Source organism: Olivibacter sp. CPCC 100613, from assembly GCF_036959255.1.
In the GTDB taxonomy this organism is placed as follows: Bacteria; Bacteroidota; Bacteroidia; order Sphingobacteriales; family Sphingobacteriaceae; genus Olivibacter.
The window spans coordinates 174,279-196,730 of sequence record NZ_JAWMTI010000010.1; the positions used below are offsets into that span (position 1 = coordinate 174,279).

At 40.0% G+C, this 22,452-nt stretch carries 20 protein-coding genes and 1 pseudogene; 2 read left to right on the forward strand and 19 right to left on the reverse strand.

Annotated elements, in window-relative coordinates:
• Positions 1 to 28: 28 nt before the first annotated feature.
• The 18 genes and pseudogenes from moaCB to nirB all read right to left on the reverse strand — a co-directional run bounded on the left by moaCB (position 29) and on the right by nirB (position 19,356).
• Positions 29 to 943, reverse strand: a complete 915-nt coding sequence (gene moaCB, locus RYH73_RS23520) for a bifunctional molybdenum cofactor biosynthesis protein MoaC/MoaB (RefSeq protein ID WP_335315941.1) — start codon at positions 941 to 943, stop codon at positions 29 to 31.
• Positions 944 to 982: 39 nt separating this feature from the next.
• Positions 983 to 2,080 (reverse strand): HesA/MoeB/ThiF family protein, encoded by a 1,098-nt coding sequence (locus tag RYH73_RS23525; protein WP_335315942.1) that lies wholly within the window; start codon positions 2,078 to 2,080, stop codon positions 983 to 985.
• Positions 2,081 to 2,091: 11 nt separating this feature from the next.
• A complete protein-coding gene (locus tag RYH73_RS23530) occupies positions 2,092 to 2,325 on the reverse strand; it encodes a MoaD/ThiS family protein (RefSeq protein WP_335315943.1) in 234 nt (77 codons plus the stop codon).
• Positions 2,326 to 2,395: 70 nt separating this feature from the next.
• Positions 2,396 to 3,595 (reverse strand): molybdopterin molybdotransferase MoeA, encoded by a 1,200-nt coding sequence (locus RYH73_RS23535; protein WP_335315944.1) that lies wholly within the window; start codon positions 3,593 to 3,595, stop codon positions 2,396 to 2,398.
• Between the two features lie 19 nt (positions 3,596 to 3,614).
• Entirely contained in the window at positions 3,615 to 4,607 is a 993-nt protein-coding gene (moaA, locus tag RYH73_RS23540) for a GTP 3',8-cyclase MoaA (RefSeq protein WP_335315945.1), read from the reverse strand.
• A 2-nt stretch (positions 4,608 to 4,609) separates the two neighbouring features.
• On the reverse strand, positions 4,610 to 5,221 hold the full coding sequence (locus RYH73_RS23545) for a nucleotidyltransferase family protein (protein ID WP_335315946.1): 612 nt from the start codon (positions 5,219 to 5,221) through the stop codon (positions 4,610 to 4,612).
• A gap of 4 nt (positions 5,222 to 5,225) precedes the next feature.
• The gene (locus tag RYH73_RS26715) at positions 5,226 to 5,837 is read right to left on the reverse strand and encodes an XdhC family protein (RefSeq protein ID WP_442946141.1); all 612 of its coding nucleotides are present in this window, start codon (positions 5,835 to 5,837) and stop codon (positions 5,226 to 5,228) included.
• Positions 5,838 to 6,161: 324 nt separating this feature from the next.
• Positions 6,162 to 6,392: pseudogene (locus tag RYH73_RS26720) on the reverse strand (XdhC family protein); the annotation flags it as partial.
• The gene (locus RYH73_RS23555) at positions 6,392 to 7,573 is read right to left on the reverse strand and encodes a cysteine desulfurase family protein (protein ID WP_335315948.1); all 1,182 of its coding nucleotides are present in this window, start codon (positions 7,571 to 7,573) and stop codon (positions 6,392 to 6,394) included. The gene RYH73_RS23555 and the pseudogene RYH73_RS26720, both read right to left, overlap by 1 nt.
• Positions 7,570 to 9,702, reverse strand: coding sequence for a xanthine dehydrogenase family protein molybdopterin-binding subunit (locus tag RYH73_RS23560; protein WP_335315949.1), 2,133 nt, complete (start codon positions 9,700 to 9,702; stop codon positions 7,570 to 7,572). Before RYH73_RS23560 ends, RYH73_RS23555 begins: the two co-directional genes overlap by 4 nt.
• Positions 9,703 to 9,742: 40 nt before the next feature.
• A complete protein-coding gene (locus RYH73_RS23565; RefSeq protein ID WP_335315950.1) occupies positions 9,743 to 10,198 on the reverse strand; it encodes a (2Fe-2S)-binding protein in 456 nt (151 codons plus the stop codon).
• A gap of 185 nt (positions 10,199 to 10,383) precedes the next feature.
• Positions 10,384 to 11,631 (reverse strand): hypothetical protein, encoded by a 1,248-nt coding sequence (locus tag RYH73_RS23570; protein ID WP_335315951.1) that lies wholly within the window; start codon positions 11,629 to 11,631, stop codon positions 10,384 to 10,386.
• A 9-nt stretch (positions 11,632 to 11,640) separates the two neighbouring features.
• Positions 11,641 to 12,897, reverse strand: coding sequence for an alginate export family protein (locus RYH73_RS23575; RefSeq protein ID WP_335315952.1), 1,257 nt, complete (start codon positions 12,895 to 12,897; stop codon positions 11,641 to 11,643).
• Between the two features lie 56 nt (positions 12,898 to 12,953).
• Complete coding sequence (locus tag RYH73_RS23580) at positions 12,954 to 13,634, reverse strand: response regulator transcription factor (RefSeq protein WP_335315953.1); 681 nt, start codon at positions 13,632 to 13,634, stop codon at positions 12,954 to 12,956.
• Positions 13,631 to 15,463, reverse strand: coding sequence for a sensor histidine kinase (locus tag RYH73_RS23585; protein ID WP_335315954.1), 1,833 nt, complete (start codon positions 15,461 to 15,463; stop codon positions 13,631 to 13,633). Before RYH73_RS23585 ends, RYH73_RS23580 begins: the two co-directional genes overlap by 4 nt.
• Before the next feature lie 70 nt (positions 15,464 to 15,533).
• The gene (locus tag RYH73_RS23590; RefSeq protein ID WP_335315955.1) at positions 15,534 to 16,403 is read right to left on the reverse strand and encodes a formate/nitrite transporter family protein; all 870 of its coding nucleotides are present in this window, start codon (positions 16,401 to 16,403) and stop codon (positions 15,534 to 15,536) included.
• Positions 16,404 to 16,420: 17 nt separating this feature from the next.
• Positions 16,421 to 16,837: a nitrite reductase small subunit NirD gene (nirD, locus tag RYH73_RS23595; RefSeq protein ID WP_335315956.1), complete on the reverse strand. Its 417-nt coding sequence runs from the start codon at positions 16,835 to 16,837 to the stop codon at positions 16,421 to 16,423.
• Positions 16,838 to 16,854: 17 nt separating this feature from the next.
• A complete protein-coding gene (gene nirB / locus RYH73_RS23600; RefSeq protein WP_335315957.1) occupies positions 16,855 to 19,356 on the reverse strand; it encodes a nitrite reductase large subunit NirB in 2,502 nt (833 codons plus the stop codon).
• A 116-nt stretch (positions 19,357 to 19,472) separates the two neighbouring features.
• On the opposite strand from nirB, the gene RYH73_RS23605 reads away from it, so the two are divergent.
• Positions 19,473 to 20,195: a hypothetical protein gene (locus RYH73_RS23605; RefSeq protein WP_335315958.1), complete on the forward strand. Its 723-nt coding sequence runs from the start codon at positions 19,473 to 19,475 to the stop codon at positions 20,193 to 20,195.
• A 4-nt stretch (positions 20,196 to 20,199) separates the two neighbouring features.
• Here the strand turns inward: RYH73_RS23605 and cobA are convergent, their stop codons facing one another.
• Positions 20,200 to 20,913: a uroporphyrinogen-III C-methyltransferase gene (gene cobA / locus RYH73_RS23610; protein ID WP_335315959.1), complete on the reverse strand. Its 714-nt coding sequence runs from the start codon at positions 20,911 to 20,913 to the stop codon at positions 20,200 to 20,202.
• A gap of 233 nt (positions 20,914 to 21,146) precedes the next feature.
• Here cobA and RYH73_RS23615 point away from each other — a divergent pair, with 233 nt between their 5' ends.
• Positions 21,147 to 22,448 carry an MFS transporter gene (locus RYH73_RS23615; RefSeq protein ID WP_335315960.1) on the forward strand — a complete coding sequence of 434 codons (1,302 nt, stop codon included), beginning with the start codon at positions 21,147 to 21,149 and terminating at the stop codon, positions 22,446 to 22,448.
• Positions 22,449 to 22,452: the final 4 nt, after the last annotated feature.

Below are 22,452 nucleotides of genomic sequence, written 5' to 3' on the forward strand. Positions count from 1 at the left end.
CAAACAAGCGTAATAAATTGATTACTAACTAACCGTGATCGAAGCCTTTCTTTATTTTAAAAACATGTAAAATAGCTGGAAATAAAGCATCCATACTTTCCTCCACTCCTTTGGTTGAGCCTGGCAATGTGATAACTAACATTGCTCCGATAAAGCCTGCTACCCCTCTAGACAACATTGATAAAGGGGTGCGTTGCTGCCCGTAGGCACGAGCGGCTTCCATAACGCCCGGAATCTCCTGATCCAACAAGGGCTTTATAGCATCCGGGGTTGTATCGCGAGGCGAAAGGCCCGTGCCACCGGTGTAAAGTAGCAGCTGATAATCGTTTTCTTTAAAATAGTTTGCTTTTTCCTGAATGATCTCTTTCTCATCGGGTACGACAACGTACTCACTCACTTGAATGCCATGTTTCTTTAACTTGTTAACTATAATTTTACCGGAACGATCTTCTTTTAAGCCTCGTGCAATACTATCTGAGCAAACCACCACCGCACATTTAAATGGTTTTTGCACCATTTCCTGTAATAGGTCAGATTTACCTCCCTTTTTGCTTTCCAACCTTATTCCTGTTATCTCAATGGCTTTATCAATTGGTTTAAGCATGTCATAAATCGTGAGTGCAACATTCATTGCTCCGTGCATTGCTTCTACTTCTACCCCAGTTTTGTAAATTGTATGTACTTCCACGTGGACAATGATCGATAAATCCTGTAGGTCAAAACTGATATGAGCATATTCGATGGGAACAGGATGGCAATCAGGAACAAAATCAGCTGTTTTTTTAATTGCCAATAAACCTGAAGCTCTCGAAAATTCAAAAACATCTCCTTTCGGAACTTCTTTATTAATGATGGCCTTTATCGTGTCTTCCGAAGAAACCTTTATAATAGCCACAGCAATTGCTTGTCGTAAGGTGTTAAATTTATAGGTGATGTCAACCATATCAATTATTTTATTTTTCCGTAATACGCTACAAAATTCTTAAATCGGACGTTCTAGTGAATTTATTCCACCTTTTAAGCTATACACCATTTTCTTTTGAGGCTGGATCATTTCTGTGTAACGTCTGGCCGCCAGTAAGCTTCGTTTTCCGCTTTGACAAACGAACACAACGATTTCCTTTTGAATCCATCTAATTTCTTTATCTAAGGTAGATAACGGAATTTCTATAGGACTGTATTTTTTTAACTTAGGTGTTTCAAAAGCTTCACGGACGTCTACGATATCAATATTATTGTGCGTGTATAATGACCTTAACTCTTCAGCACTAATTTCTTCTAAACTTGCCTGTTGTACGGCACATAAATATGCGTAATCAACCTCTTGAAAAGCCTGCTTGCTTTTTGGTCTTAACTGCTTGCTTAACTCCGTACGATCAATTTCTACTGTATAGGTTTGATTATTTAATGCGTTATAAGTCAATAATTTTCCTATTAAAGGCTCACCTATACCTGTTACCAATTTGATGCACTCATTGGCTTGAAAATTACCAATAATACCGGGTAAGATATTTAAAACACCTGCTTCACTGCAGTTCATAATCTCGCCATCCTTTGGGGGGTGGGGGAAAATATCCCGGTAATTTATGCCGTTTGCAAAAATAGCGACTTGACCTTCGTATTTAGAAACCGCCCCATAAATTAATGGTCTTTCTAAAATAGCGCAGGCATCATTGATCAAATATCGACTTTCAAAATTATCGGTACCGTCAATTACAATATCATAACCTGCTATAATATCGATAGCATTCGATGAAGTGAGGTGTACGTCGAACGTGTCTATTTCAACGTCTGAATTTACTTTTTGAAGTGCATCTTTAGCGCAGGAGACCTTCTTCTTCCCAATATCTTGTGTTCCATACAATATTTGTCGGTGCAGATTACTTAATTCAATCAAACCGTTATCGATTATACCAATTCTGCCGAAACCTGCAGCTGTTAAATAAAGTAAGGCAGGACATCCCAAGCCACCTGCTCCAACTACAAGCACCGATGTTTGCAACAGCTTCCGTTGCCCAATGACACCAAATTCCCTCAGTATCCTTTGTCGATGATAGCGTTCGCTTAAACTTCTTTCCATACCTCTTTATCTTATCCTCCTGAAAACGGTGGAAGTAAAGCGACTTCCACTTCTTGTGGTAACATTACGTTGGTTCTAATAATTTTCTTATCGATTGCTATCACATATTTTGTATGAGCAAGTAAAGGATAACGTTCCACAAGAGAATCCTTCAATTGATCGGTATCCCGAACATGCGCTATTTTCAATTGTGAACAACCTGTCACATCAGTTAATTGACCGAAGAATAATATTGAAATAGCCATTCTGTATCAAATTAGGCAAAAATAAATAAAGAATATAAAAACAATAACGAAGGTCTACCGTCGCAATAAATCAACCATAAGCAGGAAGTAAATGTATTTCAACCAACTCGCCTTCCAAATAGCTCTTCATTTCCCCTTTCAATGCAACAAGACAATTAGCCCTCGCAAATGAGTGTAGTCTGTAAGATTCTTGCGCATGAAGTATCATGACCTTATCCTGGTGGTAATATCCTTTCAAGAAATGTGTCAGTTGATGTTTTTTTGTATAAGCAGCTGCTAATGGCACATTGAGCGTTTTTAATTGGTTCTCTTGACCACCAAGAGCCCGTATAACCGGCCATACGTATTCATAAAAGCAAGTCAACACAGCAGAAGGGTTTCCGGGAAGTCCGAATATAACTTGCTCCGATTTTCGTCCAAAAAACAAGGGCTTCCCTGGACGTTGCTTAATCTTATGAAAAAGCTTCTCAATGCCGCAGGCTTCTGAAGCACGTATTACAAAATCATAATCCCCAACACTCACCCCGCCCGTAAGCATCACCAAGTCTGCGAATACCAGTGCATCTTGCAGTTGCTTAACTGTATCGGCCAAGCTGTCCTTTGCGTAAAATACCTTAATCTCACTTATTCCCATCTGCAAAAGAGCTGCAGTTAACATACCAGAAGACGCCTCATACACTTCACCATAGGCTAGCGGAATGCCCGGTTGTTGGAGTTCATCACCGGTAATCACGATTGCAACGCTAGGCGGAGCGAATACATTAACATTGGCCAAACCAATTCCACGTAAAAAACCAATACTAGCAGGGCTTAGCGTTGTGCCTGCAGATAAGGCTAGTTCTCCTCTTTTTATTTCCGATCCTTTCAGCCTTACATGATCACCCAAAGAAATATCAGGATCCTGTATGAAAATGTGGTTATCTTTTACTTCAACTACCTCCTGTTTAATCACGGTATCTGTACCGAGAGGAAGTGGCGCACCTGTAAAGATGCGTACCGCTCTTGAACCACTCACTTCAATTCTCGCTTTACTCCCGGCCGGTACTTCATGGACGATAGGCAATGACTGTCCCGGATTCCAATTTTGAAACGAAAAGGCGTAACCATCCATCGACGATTGATCAAATGCAGGTATGTCAGCAGGTGCATGTAAATCCGTTGCTAACACCCTTCCGAAAGCACCTTGAACAGGTACATCGACCGCCTTTTTCTTAAATTGTTGCTTGTTAATAATATGCCTTGCTTCGTCAACACTAATCGGCTGATCCATATCTATTATTTTTTGTTTATCAACCTCCGATACTTATCATACTCCTGTTTTCGAGGTTTTCTTGTTTAAGTTCATTAAAATCAACATTGAACTGTCCGCCTAATTTTTCTGCCTTGGTTGAAATATTTTGTAAAATCAACGGTTCAAGTGGCAGGCCATTCCTTAATGCTCCTAATAAATCACTCTCATTTTTTGAGAATAGGCAATTTTTCATTTTCCCGTCAGCCGTTAACCGCAAACGATTACAACCGGCACAGAATGGAGCACTCATCGTACTAATAACTGAAAATTCACCTTGATGCCCAAGGATTTTGTAATGCTTAGCGGTATCGTGTAACGTTCCTTCCACTGCTTGAATTTCATATCTTGACTCAACGAGACTTATTATTTCCTTTAAACTAAAGACCTGATTGCTCGTCCATTTATTACCCTCAAAAGGCATAAACTCAATAAAGCGCACATCTAACTTTTCGTTCTTTGTCCATGCCGCAAAATCTATTATTTCATCTTCGTTGAAATCTCTCATTACCACCATGTTGATTTTCACCTGAAAACCTCGTTCAAGCGCATCAGTAATATTTTGCAGCGTTATATCAAACTTATCCCTTCGCGTTAGTTTTTTAAATTTTTCCGGTGATAAGGTATCCAGGCTAATATTCAATGTGTCAATACCTGCTTCTCTCAATGTGTCGAAATAACGATCTAACAAGATAGCGTTCGTGGTAATGTGCAAACTCACCGGTAGTTTAGCCAGTCGCAAAATAATATCTCCAAAATCACTTCGAACCATCGGTTCACCACCCGTAAGTCTTATTTTATTGACGCCTAAACGAATAAAATGATTTGCGATAATTTCTATCTCTTCCGATGACATTAAGTGCTTCATCGGCGTAAAATCATAACTCTCTTCCGGCATACAGTAAAAGCAACGAAGGTTACACTTGTCCGTTAAAGATATCCGCAAATAATCATGGACTCTACCGAATCTATCAACTATTTTATTATTCACCATTCTTATTGCTGTTTATCATTCGTTGCGATAATCAGATTCGAATAAACCTCTTCTGTATCCACATCTATTTCACCTAAAGGGAATGAAATAGCCATTGTTTCTTTCCAATACTTTTGAATGAGCCCCTTGGCGCCTGTATCTCCTTTTAAGCAACTCAGTTCTTTAAAGAGAACGTTATTAAATAAAGCAGGTACCCCCAACTGGCGAGCATAGGAACTGGCTACAATTTTCACCTTTGTTCTTTGCTGCTCATTTATGAGTTTTCTTATATGCGTTTCATTTACGTAAGGTTGGTCGCATACCATAATGATTATATTCTCTATTTCTTCATAGTTCGTCAAAATAAAATCAACACCACATCGGATGGACGACGCAATTCCTTCTTGAAAATGAGGATTAAATACAATATCAATCTTTTGCTCGCTAATTTCTTTCGTCACAAGTTCCGCGATAGCTCCCACAACAACGACCAATGCGGCAGGATTCGTTCGCTCAGCAACCTGAACACTTCGACGAATCAACGTATTGCCCTGATAGGACAGTAACTGTTTTGGTCTTCCCAAACGACGAGAAGAACCAGCTGCCAGTAATATGATTCCGTTCCGTGTCGGCATTTATCTATAATCGCGAGTTGATAATCTGATTGTTCCTACTATGAATCTTTCCAGGGTAATCCCGTAAAAACCCGCTTTCTCTTTTGGCAAAAATAGCTTTAATTTCCGCAATAATAGACAAGGCTATTTCCTCGGGCGTCTCCGCACCTATATTCAATCCAATTGGACTAAATAAGCGAATTAAAGCCTCGTCCTGCCAGAGGACGCCCGCTTCATCTAACTCTGCTAAAATTCTGTCTTTTTTCTTTTTGGGACCTAACATACCAATGTATGGTACGTAGTTTTCAGACAATAATACTTTTAATAAGCTTTTGTCATAATGATAATTATGGCTCATTAAAACGACAGCAGTTCGGTCATCCAATAGAACATTATCGAAGGCCTTATCCGCATCGGAAACAACTATTTGACAGGACGGGAAACGTGAGGTTGTTGCATAAGCAGGTCGCCCGTCAACTAGGGTAATTTGCCAACCCAATATTTCCGCCATATTTACCAACGGAAAGACATCATTCCCTGCCCCTGCAATTACCAACGAGACGTTCGGTTCTAAATATTCAAAAATTGCCGTGAGCGTCGTATTTTCAGCAGATATGCCTGATGTTTCATACTTCACAAAGCATGTATATTGCTGTTCGAAAGTTTTATGAATGTCCTTTAAAAAGATGTCGACCGGTAACGCAAATATGCCCGACTTAAAAACCGCGCTGTCATTTTTAATCAGTAAATGGGTTCCCTGTAACTGGCTCCATTTATCGCGTAAAGAAAAGAAAGTAACAATTACACTTGCCTTTCTAGTACGCATCGCTTCCCTTAACAGTTCAATTGGGTTCGCATTATCTTTGTGATTAATGGGTTCTATCAATACGCGGATAATACCATTACACCCCAACCCCATCCCGAAAATAGCATCGTCATCATCACTGGTATCATAGGTCGTAAGCAGTGTTTTGTTTTCGACAATGGCCATCAATGCTTTTCGTAAAGCATCTCCCTCAAGACAACCACCACTGATCGCACCGGTAAGCGTACCATCTTCGTTCACTAGCATTCTCGCTCCCGGCCCCCTGTAAGACGACCCTTCCACGTGTACGACTGTAGCCAATGCTACACGCTGCCCTTTCTGACGGGCTATTTCATAGGCCTTTAAGATTTGCTTTATTTCCTTCATCAACTCGATTTAACTATGTTTAATCTCTTTTCCGATAACATTTCCTTTATTGCATCACTTAATATAGTAATGGCATAGAGCATATCTTCCATCTTTGTAAATCTACCTAGACTGATTCGTACCGTCTGATGCGCTTCTTCTTTCGTTAGTCCCATGGCCGTTAACACATGCGATACCTGCTGCGTTAGTCCGGAACAGGCACTGCCACGGCTTAATGCTAAATATTTGGAAACCTTCAACAGCAATCCTTCTGCATCTATTCCTGACAATAGTATATTGCTAACATGTGGCAACCTATTTGTTCCTCCATTAACAACGAGTCCGGTCACATTTTTCAACAACGAGGCCTCAAAACGATTTCGAAGCGTTTGTAGACGAGCCCCCTCCATCTCCATTTCTTCGCTACATATGGTGGCTGCCCGGCCAAAACCTACAATACCGGCCGTGTTTAGCGTACCGCCTCTATATCCCCCTTCATGAGCCCCTCCATGTTGTTGTTTAAAAACAAGTGTCCTTCGTAATTTCTTGCTTATAAAAAGTGCTCCAACTCCCTTTGGACCATATATTTTGTGAGCCGAAAAACATAACAGATCGATTCCATCGATCTGAACATCAACGGGAATTTTCCCAACAGCCTGCGTTGCATCGCACATAAACAATACTTGATATTTCTTTGCAATTGCACCTATTTCTTTTACCGGATTAATAACACCTGTTTCATTATTTGCATACATAATAGCAATTGCAAGTGTATCAGGCCTAATAGCACGTTCTAAGGCTTCCAACGAAAAATCCCCTTCCTTATTGACTTCCAGATACGTAATGGTATTTCCTTGCTGCTCGAGGTATCGACAAGAATCCAATACAGCTTCATGTTCCACTTTTGTTGTAATAATATGATTGCCTTTTCGACCACTCCCTTCTACAAGTCCCTTCAATGCCAGATTAATAGATTCTGTCGCGCCTGAAGTGAAAATCACTTGCTGTGGTCTCGCACCGATCAATTCTGCCACTTGCTCTCTCGCAAATTCAATCGCTTCTTTCGCCATCCACCCATAATGGTGATCTTTACTGGCTGCATTGCCGAAATAGTTGCCAAAATAAGGTAACATCTGCTCCACAACGCGCGGATCACAGGGTGTAGTTGCACAATAATCCAAGTATAAAGGCAATTCGTTCATATAAAAAGACCGCTTTTAACAAATGGCTGTGTTTTGAGTCGAATTCCCGTTGCAGCAAAGACAGCATTGGCAAGAGCAGGTGCCGCTGGTGGTAAACCAGGTTCCCCCAAACCCGTTGGCCGTTCATTGCTTCTTATAAAATGAACCTCCACTTCGGGTGATTCAGCCATACGAATCATCCGATAATTATTGAAGTTGCTTTGATCAGGTTTGCCCTTTGTGAGACTTAGCTCTGCATACATTGCATGTCCGATACCATCTATAATGGCCCCCTCTAGTTGTGTCTCAGCTCCACTGAGATTAACAACCGTTCCACAATCTGCAACGCAATAAATCTTTTTAAGCTTGAGTTTTCCATCTGCTTGCTTCACTAATTCCGCTACCTCTGCGACATAGGTTTCAAATGAAAAATGAGCTGCAAAACCCTGAAATATATTATGATCTTTCGATTTTCCCCAACCGGAAACTTCCGCAGCTTTTTGAATAACAGCGGCGAACCGTAAAGGATCATACTTTATTTTACCGACAGCATTTGTTCTGACCTGTTCCAGTAATTCCAAACGGAACCTGACAGGATCCTTATTTGTCTGATGCGCAATCTCGTCAATAAATGATTGCTCACTGAAGGCAAGAAAGTTATGGGTTGGCCCGCGCCATGGAGCGGTTGGTACAGGTGAGGGATAAATATCCGAATCTACTTGATAATGCGGAATTGCTCCCGCGGGGAAACTGTCTGCACTTGCCGCTCCCGCCCCTACCCCAATGGAACGATGATGCCATGCAACCAATTTATTATTTGCATCGACACCAGCTGTGTATTTATAGCTATACATAGGCCTGTAAAAACCACCGGTCATGTCACTTTCCCTAGACCATATCACATTTACAGGTATTTCACCACCCAATTTAGATACCCAGGCAGCATCTTCAACAAAATCAGACATTAACCTTCTTCCAAAGCCCCCTCCCATTCTCGTCATCATCACAGATACATTTTCTTCGGGAAATTTCAATAATTCAGCAATTCGTGTACGCGTACGCTCTGGTGTTTGTATAGGGCCATGGAGTTCTACACCATTTTTCTTCACGTGCGCAAAGAAATTCATTGGTTCCATCGTATTATGGGCTAAAAACGGGGCTTCAAACGTCAGTTCGACAATTTTTGAGGCGGCAGATAATGCCGCAATGACATTTCCGTCTTTTCGCTTTGAATCTTCTTTCGGACTTTTTGATAAGGCCATTTTTAGCTTTTCCCGATAATCCATTGTACCTTCCAAAATCCCTTCATCTGCCCACTCGGCTTTTATCTTTTTCGCTCCTTGAAAAACCTCCCAAGTCGACAGGCCGATTATCGCGATTTTATTATCAAAACGAAGCACTTGTTCTATACCCTTTGACTTAAGGGCTTCTCCATCATCCAGGGATTTTAGTACTTGTCCGAAAGCGGGAGGTCTGATAACGGTTGCATAGCGCATCCCCTCTCTCTTCGTGTCAATACCATATCGATATCGGCCTGTAATAATTGCCTCATTGTCAACATTGGCTATACGTTTACCAATAAGTTTAAAAGATTCGGGGGATTTTATTACAACATTTTGAGGTACTTCCAAAGTAGCAGCTAGTTCTACCAACTTGCCATACGGAATTTTTTCGCCATTTTGTTTGTTAACAACCATCCCATCTTTGGTTGTCAGCATTTCTTCCTTTAATGCCCACTTCGTCGCCGCTGCACTAATTAACATGGCTCTTGCAGTAGCACCTATTTGTCGAAATGAATCCCAGCTCTCCCGTACTGAACCACTGCCTCCTGCTACTTGCCGTTTATATTTTTGGGTATCTAAACCTGCCTGTTCCACTTTTATTGTCGTCCAATCTACATCCAGTTCTTCTGCTACCAACATAGGCAAAGCGGTTTTCACCCCCTGTCCTATTTCCGGATTAGGATTTATAATAATAACCTGACCGCTTGTATCGATCTTGATGAACGCATTCAAGTCTACCAACTTACCGCTTTTGTCCTCATCTGAACAGGATAATAACGAATTAAAACCTAAAAATAATCCACCTCCCGCCAAAGCTCCTACACGGATAAAATCTCTTCTATTCAATTTCTTAATCCCTTCCTTCATAATTGAGTCAATTATTTGTTAATGGTTTTTTTAACACGAGCTAGGACTGCTGTGATGCTTGTTTTATAGCTTTTTTAATACGGTTATAGGTTCCGCAACGACATATATTCGTCATTGTTCGGTGAATCTCTTCCTCGGTCGGATTGGGGTTTTTCTTCAGCAAAGCTACCGCCGTCATAATCTGGCCGCTTTGACAATAGCCACATTGAGGTACATCTATCTCCTTCCAAGCCTTCTGAACCGGGTGATCGCCCTTCTCAGAGAGCCCTTCAATCGTTGTTATGGGGTCATCACCAACACTTTGTACTGGAAACATACAAGAACGTACTGCCAGATCCCCTATGTGTACTGTGCAAGCGCCGCATTGCGCAATGCCACAGCCATATTTTGTTCCGGTTAAACCGACTATATCCCGTATTACCCAAAGCAAGGGCATCTGCGGATCCGCATCTACTTGATGTTTTTTGCCGTTAATTATAATATTGAATGCTGCCATATTGTTTATTGTGGTTAAAAAAAGCGATAAACCAGCAGACTCTGTATTTAGAATACGCTTACTACAAAGATCTGCAAAGACCTCTACCAAAAATATCTTTTTTTAGCTTAAATTCCTATTGCCGGCCAAGAATGTTACATAAGTGGCAATTGAATACAATAAATAAGTCTCAAATACCCGATCCTTTATATTTTGAATCTTTTATAATAGAGCTTACTTAATTCAATCAGTAAAGCAGGCAGGATTTCTTTACCAACTTGCTTTGCGTAACTGTAATAAACGGTATTATTCGGATTAAATTCTTTGGCATACAACACATTGTACCCTGCCAGATGGTGACTACTTAAGATATTGTCTTTTTGTATGACAATGCTGGTAAACCACCGCTTATCTTCAGCCGTATCAATTGTGAACGTAAGACCATGCGTGCAAATATCTTGTTGATCCAATTCCTGAACCAGGTACCTTTTTAAAAGTAAGGCCTCGTCATCCAATACGGGAATATGCCAATTAAGCTCTAAACTGGAATGTCTCATATTAATTCCCATTTGGCCCATCAACTTTTCCCATTTTAATTGCTGTGTAGATTTTATCCCTTTAATCACAAAAGATTTCCAGGGACTGACGTAAATAAAGGGAATGTGGTTTTCAATGCATAAGGCACAGGATTTTTTTAAGAATTCAATATCAAACCTGTTATTGCGCCAATATAATCCCAGCCATAGATTATTTTCGTCAATATTATTAAGTCCCTCGTAATAAGGGAAAAAAGTATCCGGCAATTTTAATTCATCATTGCTTACAATGCTGTTCAGTTTTAGGTGCTCTGCCAGACCGACAATTAAATCTGCCAGCAATAATTTAGGATTCTTTTGCCATTTCCTTTCTATGAACTTACTAAGTTTCGGTAGGTCCAATGAATGAATTAGTGTTGGCCATTTCTCCAGCTCGTATTTGTTTTGTTCACTACGTAAATACAAATGCCAATAATCGCTATTTTCGGAAGCAACAAAATTCAAATGTCCGGTAAAGAGGGGAACCATCGCCTGTTTAGGGTCGGACAAGTTAATTTTTAATCGAGGTACAAAATTGAAACTCTGTAATACAGCACGGTATTTTTCGAGATCCAGCCAAGTTGTGCTCGTCGTTATATCCAAAGCAATGGCACTACTCACAATATTCTGAAAGGCATCTCGCTTTCCATATTCAAAGTCAATTTGATGCGCTGTTAAATGCTGTTCTATCAGAGGCAATCTGTTTTGTTCAACGGGAAACAGGATGTCTTCCCTTGACCCAAAATGGATAAAATCATTATTAGCCAACTCACTTGCACGAAGTGCATACATTAAATAAGCAGGGGTTATCATTCCCCCTTTTACAAATATTCGAACTAAATGTGCCCGATCATATGCGGATAATAACTCGTCGACCATGTGTTATCTTTAAGGATGTTCACTTTGAAAAAGTGTTGGTTTGAAGCTAAGCATTAACCAAGCCCAGGATGATTGTCCACTTTGATTTCCAGTTTGCTTAATAAGTGCCATACTCGATGTATAAAATAGATGTGAATACCCGCCCTTTAAATTGACAGCTTCTGCCAGATTGTATGAAAAAGTCCAATCCAATTCGGTACCTAAATAGCGTGTCTCAGCAGTTCCTTCTTCATTCAATATAGCCGCTGCAGCTGAAAAACGATGCCCGTCCACGGATAGCGTCCAATTTTTTTGGCTCCAGTTTATTTTCAAAAATAAATCATTTAAACCTTTATTTCCGTGCCCGTTACCAACATAAAAGTAATCCATATAACCATAAAATTTATGATGGGTACCGTAAAGAGGATCAAAAGCCTCATCCCTACTTGATCCTTGTTTATCACCGCTAAGATAGTCGTTTCCAAGTTCAATTTTATAAGCGGGCCTTGGTGTAAAGGCAATTTGCAAAGAAGCTAAAAAAGCACGCTTCGCTCTACCATTGCTATTGTTACCGGTTTGATAATACCCTTCTCCATAAAATGAGAAGGGAGGGAGCGCAGCCTGCGTGTAGAATCCGGCAGTTTGCATAAAATAACTCGTGTCAGGTGCATATTGCCTTCCTTCATTTAAAGCGATAAGGGAGGTGCTTAGCTGTTTGAAATCATGATGAAACCAAACAAATTGAAGCGATTTATAGTTATTTAGACCTTGATAATACGTTTCGCTTAATTTCCGGGGCTCGGGCGTATTCGCATCTTGATTAAAGGCCAATCCTAGGTGGATACGATTTCTAGTCGCATTATATTCATATTTAAACAAATCATGGCTCCTCCCTTGCTGCGCCCAATCAAGGTTCCCTAAGATACGCGCATTATCATAATCCAACTCCATTCGTCCAACTAAAAAGCGATGTGATGCATTTAATTTAAACCCCGCCCATGCTTGTTGAAAATTTGTTAGTGATGCATCTGTTTTACCTGCCTGATCCGTATTACCCCAGATGCGTATATCTTGTGGAACAAGCACTAAATCCATCTTCTCATTACGATAACTCAAGTAAATCCTGGACCGTTGCTCAATAAAAAAAGCGGGATTTTCGGATTGAAGTAATGGTCTTTTAAAGCCATCTCGAAACTCTGCTCTCGGGCGAATTTCTGCGCTCAGTTTGGTTTGCGCTTGCGTTTCAAAAAGTAGAAATAGAAAAAGAATTAAAGAGAATATACGCATATTTATTTCATTTTACACGTAAATAAACGTATAAAATGAAATAAAAACAAGTAAAATTACGTATTTTGCAATAAATTTTCTCGCATTGCTTTGTTAATCATGTCAACGGCGTTGTTGACCCCTAACTTTTTCATGATATTAAAACGGTGTGTTTCGATCGTTCGTATACTTTTTTCCAGAACGTCTGCAATCTCTTTGTTATGCTTGCCATTGATAACCAGACCAAGTATCTGCTTTTCTCGTTTAGACAATCCATAAACATCGGTACCGCCGCTGTCCACGATTTCATTCACGCGCACGCCATTTGCTCCCTTTCCTAGCAGCTGCTTCGCTAATATATTCGATACCGCACCGCTATAATATCGAATCCCATTGTTTATTTGTTTCAATGCTTTTATAAACTCGACTCTATCTGTATCTTTAAGTAGATAGCCCCAGGCACCAACTCGTAAAGATTCAAGCACATAGTCTTCAGTATCATGCATTGACAACATAACGACCTTCGTATTTTCATTTTTTTTCCTAATGGTTTCACAAGCCTCTAGACCATTCATTTCAGGCATACGAATATCCATGATCGTCAAATCGGGTTGAAGCTCATGAACACGTTGAACTGCCTGCACACCATTATCTGCTTCACCCACGACTATGATGTCCTCATCCGCTTCTAACATTGCTTTGATACCATTACGCACTAAAATATGATCGTCTGCCAAAAGCACAGTAATTTTACTCATATGGTTATATTCCCTGGTTTACTTTTCAAAGGTACAAAAAGCTTTATAATTGTCCCTAACCCAGGTTTTGATTCAATGAGTAACTTGCCATTAATATAGGTGGCGCGCTCCTGCATATTTAAAAAACCATGTCCATAATCAGCATGGAATAGATCCGTAGATTTACTCTCAAAACCTACCCCTGCGTCTTCTACGGTAAGGATAAGCTCATCAATGCGATGTTCTAAAGAAACGGCCACTGTTGGCGAGTGGGCATACTTGATGGCGTTATTTACCGCTTCTTGTACAATTCTGTAAATGTTATTCTCTACTTTGGGTGGCAGTCTTTGTTGAAAATCAGTCACATTCTCAAAAATAAGTCGATTATCACTTAGTTTATCGATTTCCTGAACCAGATTTTTTAAACCGGCGACCAAACCATAATCACTTAATACAGGTGGTTTCAAATTGAAGGTAACAATACGTACCTCTTGAATAATATCTTTGATAAGCTTATTTAACTCATTTAATTTTCGTTCGGCTTCTTTTATTCGGGAAAGATCAATAGAGGCTGTTTGAAATTTTAGCGAGGTAAGCATCTGTCCAATACCGTCGTGTATATTCATAGCGATACGTTTTCGCTCTTCTTCCTGCCCCTCTAGAACGAGAATAGATCTGAATTTTTGTTCGTTAACTTTACGTTCTATTTCAGCTCTGTCTTTTTTATACATATCTTGTTCCGCCAATCGTCTTGGTGTCAAATCAGCAGCGAAAACCTGTAAAATATCTATTTCATTTTCTTGATTATATATGGGTACAATGTGCACATCCATATGCCTTTTTTCACCATATTTATCGCTATAGGCTAACTCTTTACGCCAATTTTTTAAATTCGACACCACATCAATCAATTGCTCATTGAAGTCATCGGCCGCTTCCCCCGTCAAGCCGAACAAATTAGCGATGGTGTTCTGCTTCAGATCTTCAAGATTGAAATTGCGTAAATAATGCTCGCTTATATAGTAGAGATTTCCACCTTTATCTGATTTAGCAATTAACCGAGGCGGCGCTACCGGTAACGTAATACCAGATATACGTTCATAAGACTCCTCTAGAGACGAGTAAAGCGCACCTATTTCCTTGCTCATTTGTTGGGCATCGCGCTCTGATTTGATTAGTTTGACCAGCGTTTCATTGACTCGTCGCGTTGTGGGTATAAAAATTAATAAAATCTCCAATAGAATGATGAACAAAGAAGTACCGAAGAGCACATATTCTGTACGCTTCAACCTCACAATCTTTCCTGCAGCGAGTTTTTCAAAGCGATACACAATCGAATCCATATGCTGAAGAAAAGTAGGTTCATGTCTCAAAACGGTTTGAATATCGTTTTGAAGCAACGGATAGCTTTCCTTATGCTTTGTTTTTAGTTGTAAGCAGATACGCGTACTTGCAAAATAGATACTATCAAAAATAGGTTGATTTTCGAAAAAGAGTTTATTAATATCTTTACTCTCGCTGATCGGTATAGCCAATGCTTCATTACCGTAACGTAAATTCGTATTATTTTTTGCCCACTCGCCATTCGCGGAAGCTAATTCGTCCAAAAGGTTGAGCCGCTCCTTTGAACCAGACACTGTATTTATTTGCAACGCCAGTTTACTTATTTTTTGACTCAACATACGTTGCCTGCCAGCCATATTGACAACGTGCGCATCGCTTTCTTGCTCCCGCAGATGTCGTTGCACTAGAAATTGCCCGATGATAATGCTGAGGGCAATAATACTAAGGGCAAGTAGATAATAAGCTCTTAGTCTGTTAAACTGAGTATACTGAGTATGTATTCGCACAGTGTTTGGCGTCCATTTATATTACCCAAAGCTACGAATATTGCTTTTATTATCGGGTACGGTTCCACGTTTATGAGAACTGTTCTTCTTTTACATCTATTGACACCTGTTTCGTTGGGATCGGATATCCTTTTTCAATACGACTGATCTTTTTCGTTTTTTTATAGAATGAATAATAAAGAGGCATGGCCGTAAACAGGATACCTCCCACCAAATTTCCGAGTGTAACGGGCAGTTGATTACATAACCACCAATCTGCAAAGGACACGTTAGCACCAAGCATCATACCGGCGGGAATCAAGAACATATTGACAACCGCATGTTCAAAACCTTGTCCGAAGAAGATAAAAATCGGTAGCCAAGACGCGAGGATCTTTCCGGTAGAGGACGTTGAGCTCATGCCCAACACAACACCCGTTGTAACCATCCAATTACAAAGAATACCTTTGGTAAATGCGCTGAGGAGACCATCAAAACCATAAGAAGCATATCCCAAGGTTTTGGCTTCCGCAATCTTTACGATGAGCAATGCGATCGCATTTTTCTCCTCATGACCAAACTGAGTCGTTGATACGCAGAATAAGGAAGCATAGAGAATCCCTCCTATCAAGTTGCCCAGAAAAACCAGCAGTAAATTTTTTGATAACGATCGTGCGTCAACCTGTTTGTCTAAATACAACATCGGCAACACGGCAAAGCTACCCGTAACAAGTTCCAAACCCAACAAAACAACGATAATAAAACAGGCGGGAAATAATGCTGCACCAATTATAGCTAATCCTGTTTGCACCGTGGCGGTTAGCGCCAACGTTGTTCCAAAGCCTAAGATAGCACCTGACAGTATCCCTCTAATCAGTAAATCGGTATTCGTCAATGCCATTTTATCGACACCTGCCTGCACCATGTTTGCAGCAATCTGTGAAGGTTTATTATAATCCATAAATTGATTTTATGTCTTTATACAACTAAATCCTGTGGAGTAATATCTTCTATGTGCTCCATTAATCCTACGTACACCTCTCCATCGATCTCTTTAACGGGAAAAGTGGTTATACGACATTCATCACCATTAAGGCATTCACCCGTTTTCAACGAAAATGTTTTCTTATGGAAAGGACAGGCCACTTTAGGCTCTCCTTGTTGCGAGCCAATCATACCTCTTGATAGAATCATTTGCATTTTATGTGGACAAAGATTTTGACATGCAAACCATTCGTTTCGATTGGTGAAATTAAATACCGCTATCTGAAGTTCTCTGTGTTTAAAGCACAATCCGCCATCTTCCGGAAACTCCTCGGCAGTTCCAACCTTTATCCAATTGTCTACATTTTGTTCGTCCAAAGGTTTATAATTCGAATAATCAATCTTTTGCATTCTTATTCATTTAAAAATTACACAATAACATTCCAGTTAGCAGGCGTCTTTTGTCCGCGAAGCTCTTCAAATTGTATATAAGGATCTCCCTCATCGCTGTTAGCAAAATGCTTGAATCTCTTCCTTACCGATTCGTCTTCAATGGCATGTTTCCATTCACATTCGTAATTTACTATTAAGCTTTCCATTTCAGCCTCCAATTCAGCACCTATGCCCAACGCATCGTTCACGACCACCTCATACAAATAGGATAATCCACCTTCCAGCTTGTTCAACCAGGTAGCTGTCCGTGTAAGTGGTTCAGCTGTTTTGATATAGTACATCAGAAAACGGTCTAGATAACGTATACAACTTTCTTTGTCTATATCGCCAATCAACAACTGTGCATGTTGCGGCCTTGCCCCACCATTGCCACATACATATAGGTTCCACCCCTTTTCCGTTGCAATAATTCCAAAATCTTTAGATTGAGCTTCTGCACATTCTCGAATACAACCCGAAACAGCACCTTTTAGCTTGTGAGGTGCCCGCAAACCTTTATAACGATTTTCAATTTCTATAGCAAAGCCAACAGAATCTTGCACACCGAATCGGCACCAGGTTGAGCCCACGCAGCTTTTTATCGTTCGAAGCGATTTTCCATAAGCATGCCCACTTTCGAAACCTGCAGCAATAAGCTCTTCCCAAATGGCAGGGAGCTCATGCAATTGGGCACCAAATAAATCGATGCGTTGTCCTCCCGTAATTTTGGTATAAAGCTTGTATTTTTTTGCTACCTGGGCAATCACCAACAATTTGTCGGGCGTAATCTCACCGGCAGGTATTCTAGGCACTACCGAATACGATCCCCCCTTTTGAATATTTGCCAGGAAACGATCATTTGTATCTTGTATAGTACTTTGTTTAAGAATGGCCTCATTCCATATACTGGCGAGCAATGAGGCCACTGCCGGCTTGCAAACCTCACATCCATCCCCTTCCCCATAGCGTCCTAAAAGCTCACTATAACTCTTTATATTTTGAATTTTAATTAGGTCGTATAATTCTTGTCTAGTATAAGCAAAATGCTCGCATAATGTCTTTTTTACAACCTTACCCGCTGATTCTAAAACAGATTTTAAAAGATCAGCTACCAATGGTGTACATCCACCGCATCCCGTACAAGCTTTTGTCACTTTCTTTATCCCCGACAAGTCCGTCAACTCTCCTTCTGCAATTGCCAAACAGATATCTCCTTTCGTTATCCCCTCACAAGAACAAATCTGAGCCGTATCAGGCAAAGCATCAACGCCCTGTCCGCCTCGCTGACCGACACTACGGCTTCCCAGAATTAAGTCGGCAGGATCTTCGGGCAGTGCCAAAGCATTTTGTGTTATCTGCAAAAGCATATTGTAAGACTCCGCATCTCCTACCAAAATGCCCCCCTTTAAATATTTACCGTCTCTCGTTATATTGATTCGCTTATAGATTCCTTTTGCTTTATTCTCATAAACGATAGGAACGCACTCCTCTTCAAGATCCAAGGCGTCTCCAAAACTCGCCACATCAACACCTATCAGCTTCAACTTAGTCGACATATCAAAGCCCGTAAACGATTTCCCATTGTCACCACATAACCTGGAGGCTACCACTTCAGCCATTTCATAACCTGGAGCTACTAAACCGTAAATCATATCGTTGTGCAATGCCACTTCACCGATCGCATAAATATCCGGAAAATTCGTCTGTAAGTGATTATCCACTAAAATCCCACCTCTACTACCGATCTGTATCCCACTTTTCACTGCCAGCTCATCTCTTGGTCTTATCCCCGCTGAAATAACCAGCATATCACAGTCCAATAGACCACCATCGGCAAAAGAAAGTCCTGAAATTCTTTCATTACCCAGAATTTCCTTCGTACTCTTTGAAGTATGTATATGCAAGCCAAGAGTTGACAATTTATTGCGTAATACATGAGACCCGCTTATATCTAACTGACGCGGCATCAAACGGTCTGCAAATTCAACAACATGAGTTTCTAACCCCATGTCCAGCAGGGCTTTCGCTGCTTCCAACCCCAGTAAACCGCCACCGATTACCACTGCCTTTTTCGCAGACTTGCCATAGGCTTCCATTTGCTGCAAATCTTCAATAGTCCGATAGGCAAAAACTCCCGTTTTGTCCATTCCATGTAGAGGAGGCATAAATGGAGATGAACCTGTAGCCAATACGAGTTTATCATACGGTTCAACTGTTCCTTTATGCGTGGTTATTCTTTTTTTTATGGGGTCGATTTCAGTCACCAGCTCTCCCGTTACTAATTTTATATGATGTTCGTGGTACCATTCCGCAGAAGCCAACAGTAAATCATCAGCAGATTTTCCTGAAAAATATTCACTCAAATGAACTCTATCGTACGCAGGTCGATGTTCTTCTCCATAAACAGTAATTTCAAAGTGATCATTATTGGGTTTTTTACGTATTTTTTCGCAAAATTTAAACCCAACCATGCCGTTTCCAACGATAATAATTTTCATATCAGAATTTTTTACGTATAAAAACTTAATTTTTCTTCAAAAGAAGGAATATATTTTTAAAAAAACAAGCGTAACTCAAAATATTTTACGTATTTTTACTTAAAAAAATAACTGAAATGAAATACACACTTATAAAAGAGGCAGAAGAGTTGCGTTTTCTTACTGTAAAAGCGGTAAAATGTATTGCAAAGGCCGAGCTTCTGATAATTGATTCTACGATCACGGACGAAATCTTCAATTTTGCGTCTATCAACTGCCACATAGTACACCTAGATGTATTTTTTGATTATTTATCAACCTGTAAGGGAAGTTTTCCCGGGAATATTGTAAGACTTTGCAATAATGAAACAAGCATAGTAACACAAGATGAAATGGTGATTCGCTATTTAAAGCAGATTGGCTATCAGCTATTGATTATTCCCGGAATAAATATGGTAAACAGAATTGCCGGGCAAAATCATTTTCCGTTAACTATTCGCAACAGAAATGAGAGTTTTTGGGTATGTGACGCACGGTTCTTTTGCCAATCGGGAAAAGAACCCATAGAAAAGCTTCATTCCGTTGCTGCATCAAATGCTACCATCGCGATTAAATTCGTAAGTATCGATACATTAAAATTTATGTTAACAACAATCAATATCTATCGACACAAAGAAACCCCCGTCCTAATAACTGATTTCAATAACGATGTATATTGTCATACCTTAATGGACATAAATAACGGTAAATTAAAAGAAGATCAGTACAAGTTGATCATTGTCAACCCTTGCACCAAGATGATCAATACTTCCGCATTTTCAGTGGAAGAAGTTTTAGAGAAACGATCAGCAATAGGTTAACTGCTCAAGTGTTTAGCGTTTTACCAACAACAATAATAGCAGGCGTAAGCAGTCCTTTTTCAGCAATCTCATGTTGAATGGTATCTATCGTAGCAAATAACGTTCTTTGCGTACGCAAAGACCCATTTTGGACAATAGCTATCGGCATCTTGCCTTTGCTTTCTTTTTTATAGAGGTCAACAATCTTTTCTATATGTTGGGTTCCCATCAATATCACAACAGTTTGGTCTAATTTGGCGGCAAGATAAAGATCTCTTGACATATCACCTTCTTTGGTTGAACCGGTAATAACCCAAAAATCTGCCGACAGATTTTTATCTATCAGTGAAATCCCCGCTAATTCGGCGACTGCCATTGAACTGGAAACACCTGGAACAACAACAGTTTCAATATTTTTAGATTTGGCGTATTGCAACTCCTCACTTCCTCGTCCAAAAATATATGGATCACCACCCTTTAAACGTACAACATGGCCGTAGCTATGGGCGAAATGGACCAGCATTTTATTAATACTTTCTTGACCATAAGCATGGCACCCGGCTCTTTTACCTACAAATATTTTTTCACTACCTTTTTTTGCATAGACTAGTATGGCAGGATCAACTAATGCGTCATATAAAACAACATCGGCATTTCCAAGCGCCTCAACACCTGCTAAACTCAATAATTCCGGATCTCCCGGCCCGGCGCCAACTAATGTGATCTTTGGTTCTTTCATCGCATTTCCTTTCTTAAAATAACCCCTGTACAGGATCTTGTCTATTTACTTATTAAGTCCAAAACTAGGTATTTTTACTTAAAAAATAACAATATTTTACGTAAATAGTTGTGTATATCATTTATTTTACGTTAAATTTGACAATTTACCATCAAAATCTACGTATATAATCGTAAAAATGATTATAGAGCAGGTAATTTTATGTTTTTTAATAAAAAATCAATATTATTCTTATGAAAACATCGAATTCGCAGTTACTAAAAACACTTCCCTTGTTGACATGTAAAGGGATACAGATGCGTACGTTCCACATAACCTGGTTTATGTTCTTCATTTGTTTTTTCGGATGGTTTGGGTTAGCACCATTAATGCCCACTATCAGAGATGAAATGGGACTTACAAAAGAACAGGTCGGAAACATCATGATCGCTTCTGTATCGTCTACAATCATTGCTCGCTTAATCATTGGTCGACTGTGCGATGTATTTGGACCTCGAAAAACAGCTGTTTGGCTTCTTACCCTAGGGTCTCTACCTGTATTTTTGGTAGGCTTAGCACATACTTATGAAACCTTTCTGCTCTTCCGTTTAGCTATTGGCGTTATTGGTGCTTCTTTTGTTATAACACAGTATCATACCAGTATGATGTTTGCTGCCAATGTAAAGGGAACGGCTAATGCTGTTGCTGGTGGTTGGGGAAATTTGGGAGGTGGTGTAACCAATATGCTCATGCCGCTGATATTTGCCGGTATTATTGGATTTGGTTATAGTCCAGAGCGTGCGTGGCGTTATGCTATGGTAATACCTGGCCTACTAATGCTATTTGTAGCCGTTTTATATTGGCGATATACCAAAGATACCCCTTCCGGTAATTTTGATGAAATTGAGCAAAGCAAAAAACAACGTGATAAAATTGACTGGAAAACACTCCGTGATTGGCGTATTTGGGCTTTGACACTTGCTTACGCCATGTGTTTTGGAATGGAGATAACCTTTGATAATGTAGCTGCCCTTCATTTTGTTGATACTTTTTCTCTCTCTCAGTCCAGTGCCGGTTTCTGGGCAGGCATCTTTGGATTCATGAATCTATTTGCACGTGCTTTAGGTGGTTTAGCAGCTGATAAAATAGGTTTGTCCTATGGAATTAAAGGTAAAGGGATATTATTAGGCAGCGTGCTTCTATTAGAAGGCTTTGGCGTTTTACTATTTTCTCATGCAGGGTCATTGACCTTTGCGATCGTATCGATGCTGATCTTTGCTTTATTTTTAAAAATGGCAAATGGCGTCACCTACGCCATCGCACCTTTTGTGAATAAGAAAAATGTCGGGCTTGTCAGTGGCATTGTCGGTGCAGGAGGAAATGTAGGGGGAATGTTCTTCGGTTTTCTTTTTAAATCAAATGACATCACCTATACAGAGGCCTTCCAGTATATTGGTTTTATTATTTTGGCTGTTGCTTGCTTAATTTTCATTACACCTTTCAAAAAATCAAAACCAAATCTCGTTGAGGAGAAAGAATTAGTTATACAGGCTTAATCAA

Bases quoted from the DNA above. Each gene is read 5' to 3' on its own strand.
- moaCB (WP_335315941.1), bottom strand. From the start codon at position 943: ATGGTTGACATCACCTATAAATTTAACACCTTACGACAAGCAATTGCT.
- RYH73_RS23525 (WP_335315942.1), bottom strand. From the start codon at position 2,080: ATGGAAAGAAGTTTAAGCGAACGCTATCATCGACAAAGGATACTGAGG.
- RYH73_RS23530 (WP_335315943.1), bottom strand. From the start codon at position 2,325: ATGGCTATTTCAATATTATTCTTCGGTCAATTAACTGATGTGACAGGT.
- RYH73_RS23535 (WP_335315944.1), bottom strand. From the start codon at position 3,595: ATGGATCAGCCGATTAGTGTTGACGAAGCAAGGCATATTATTAACAAG.
- moaA (WP_335315945.1), bottom strand. From the start codon at position 4,607: ATGGTGAATAATAAAATAGTTGATAGATTCGGTAGAGTCCATGATTAT.
- RYH73_RS23545 (WP_335315946.1), bottom strand. From the start codon at position 5,221: ATGCCGACACGGAACGGAATCATATTACTGGCAGCTGGTTCTTCTCGT.
- RYH73_RS23555 (WP_335315948.1), bottom strand. From the start codon at position 7,573: ATGAACGAATTGCCTTTATACTTGGATTATTGTGCAACTACACCCTGT.
- RYH73_RS23560 (WP_335315949.1), bottom strand. From the start codon at position 9,702: ATGAAGGAAGGGATTAAGAAATTGAATAGAAGAGATTTTATCCGTGTA.
- RYH73_RS23565 (WP_335315950.1), bottom strand. From the start codon at position 10,198: ATGGCAGCATTCAATATTATAATTAACGGCAAAAAACATCAAGTAGAT.
- RYH73_RS23570 (WP_335315951.1), bottom strand. From the start codon at position 11,631: ATGGTCGACGAGTTATTATCCGCATATGATCGGGCACATTTAGTTCGA.
- RYH73_RS23575 (WP_335315952.1), bottom strand. From the start codon at position 12,897: ATGCGTATATTCTCTTTAATTCTTTTTCTATTTCTACTTTTTGAAACG.
- RYH73_RS23580 (WP_335315953.1), bottom strand. From the start codon at position 13,634: ATGAGTAAAATTACTGTGCTTTTGGCAGACGATCATATTTTAGTGCGT.
- RYH73_RS23590 (WP_335315955.1), bottom strand. From the start codon at position 16,403: ATGGATTATAATAAACCTTCACAGATTGCTGCAAACATGGTGCAGGCA.
- nirD (WP_335315956.1), bottom strand. From the start codon at position 16,837: ATGCAAAAGATTGATTATTCGAATTATAAACCTTTGGACGAACAAAAT.
- nirB (WP_335315957.1), bottom strand. From the start codon at position 19,356: ATGAAAATTATTATCGTTGGAAACGGCATGGTTGGGTTTAAATTTTGC.
- RYH73_RS23605 (WP_335315958.1), top strand. From the start codon at position 19,473: ATGAAATACACACTTATAAAAGAGGCAGAAGAGTTGCGTTTTCTTACT.
- cobA (WP_335315959.1), bottom strand. From the start codon at position 20,913: ATGAAAGAACCAAAGATCACATTAGTTGGCGCCGGGCCGGGAGATCCG.
- RYH73_RS23615 (WP_335315960.1), top strand. From the start codon at position 21,147: ATGAAAACATCGAATTCGCAGTTACTAAAAACACTTCCCTTGTTGACA.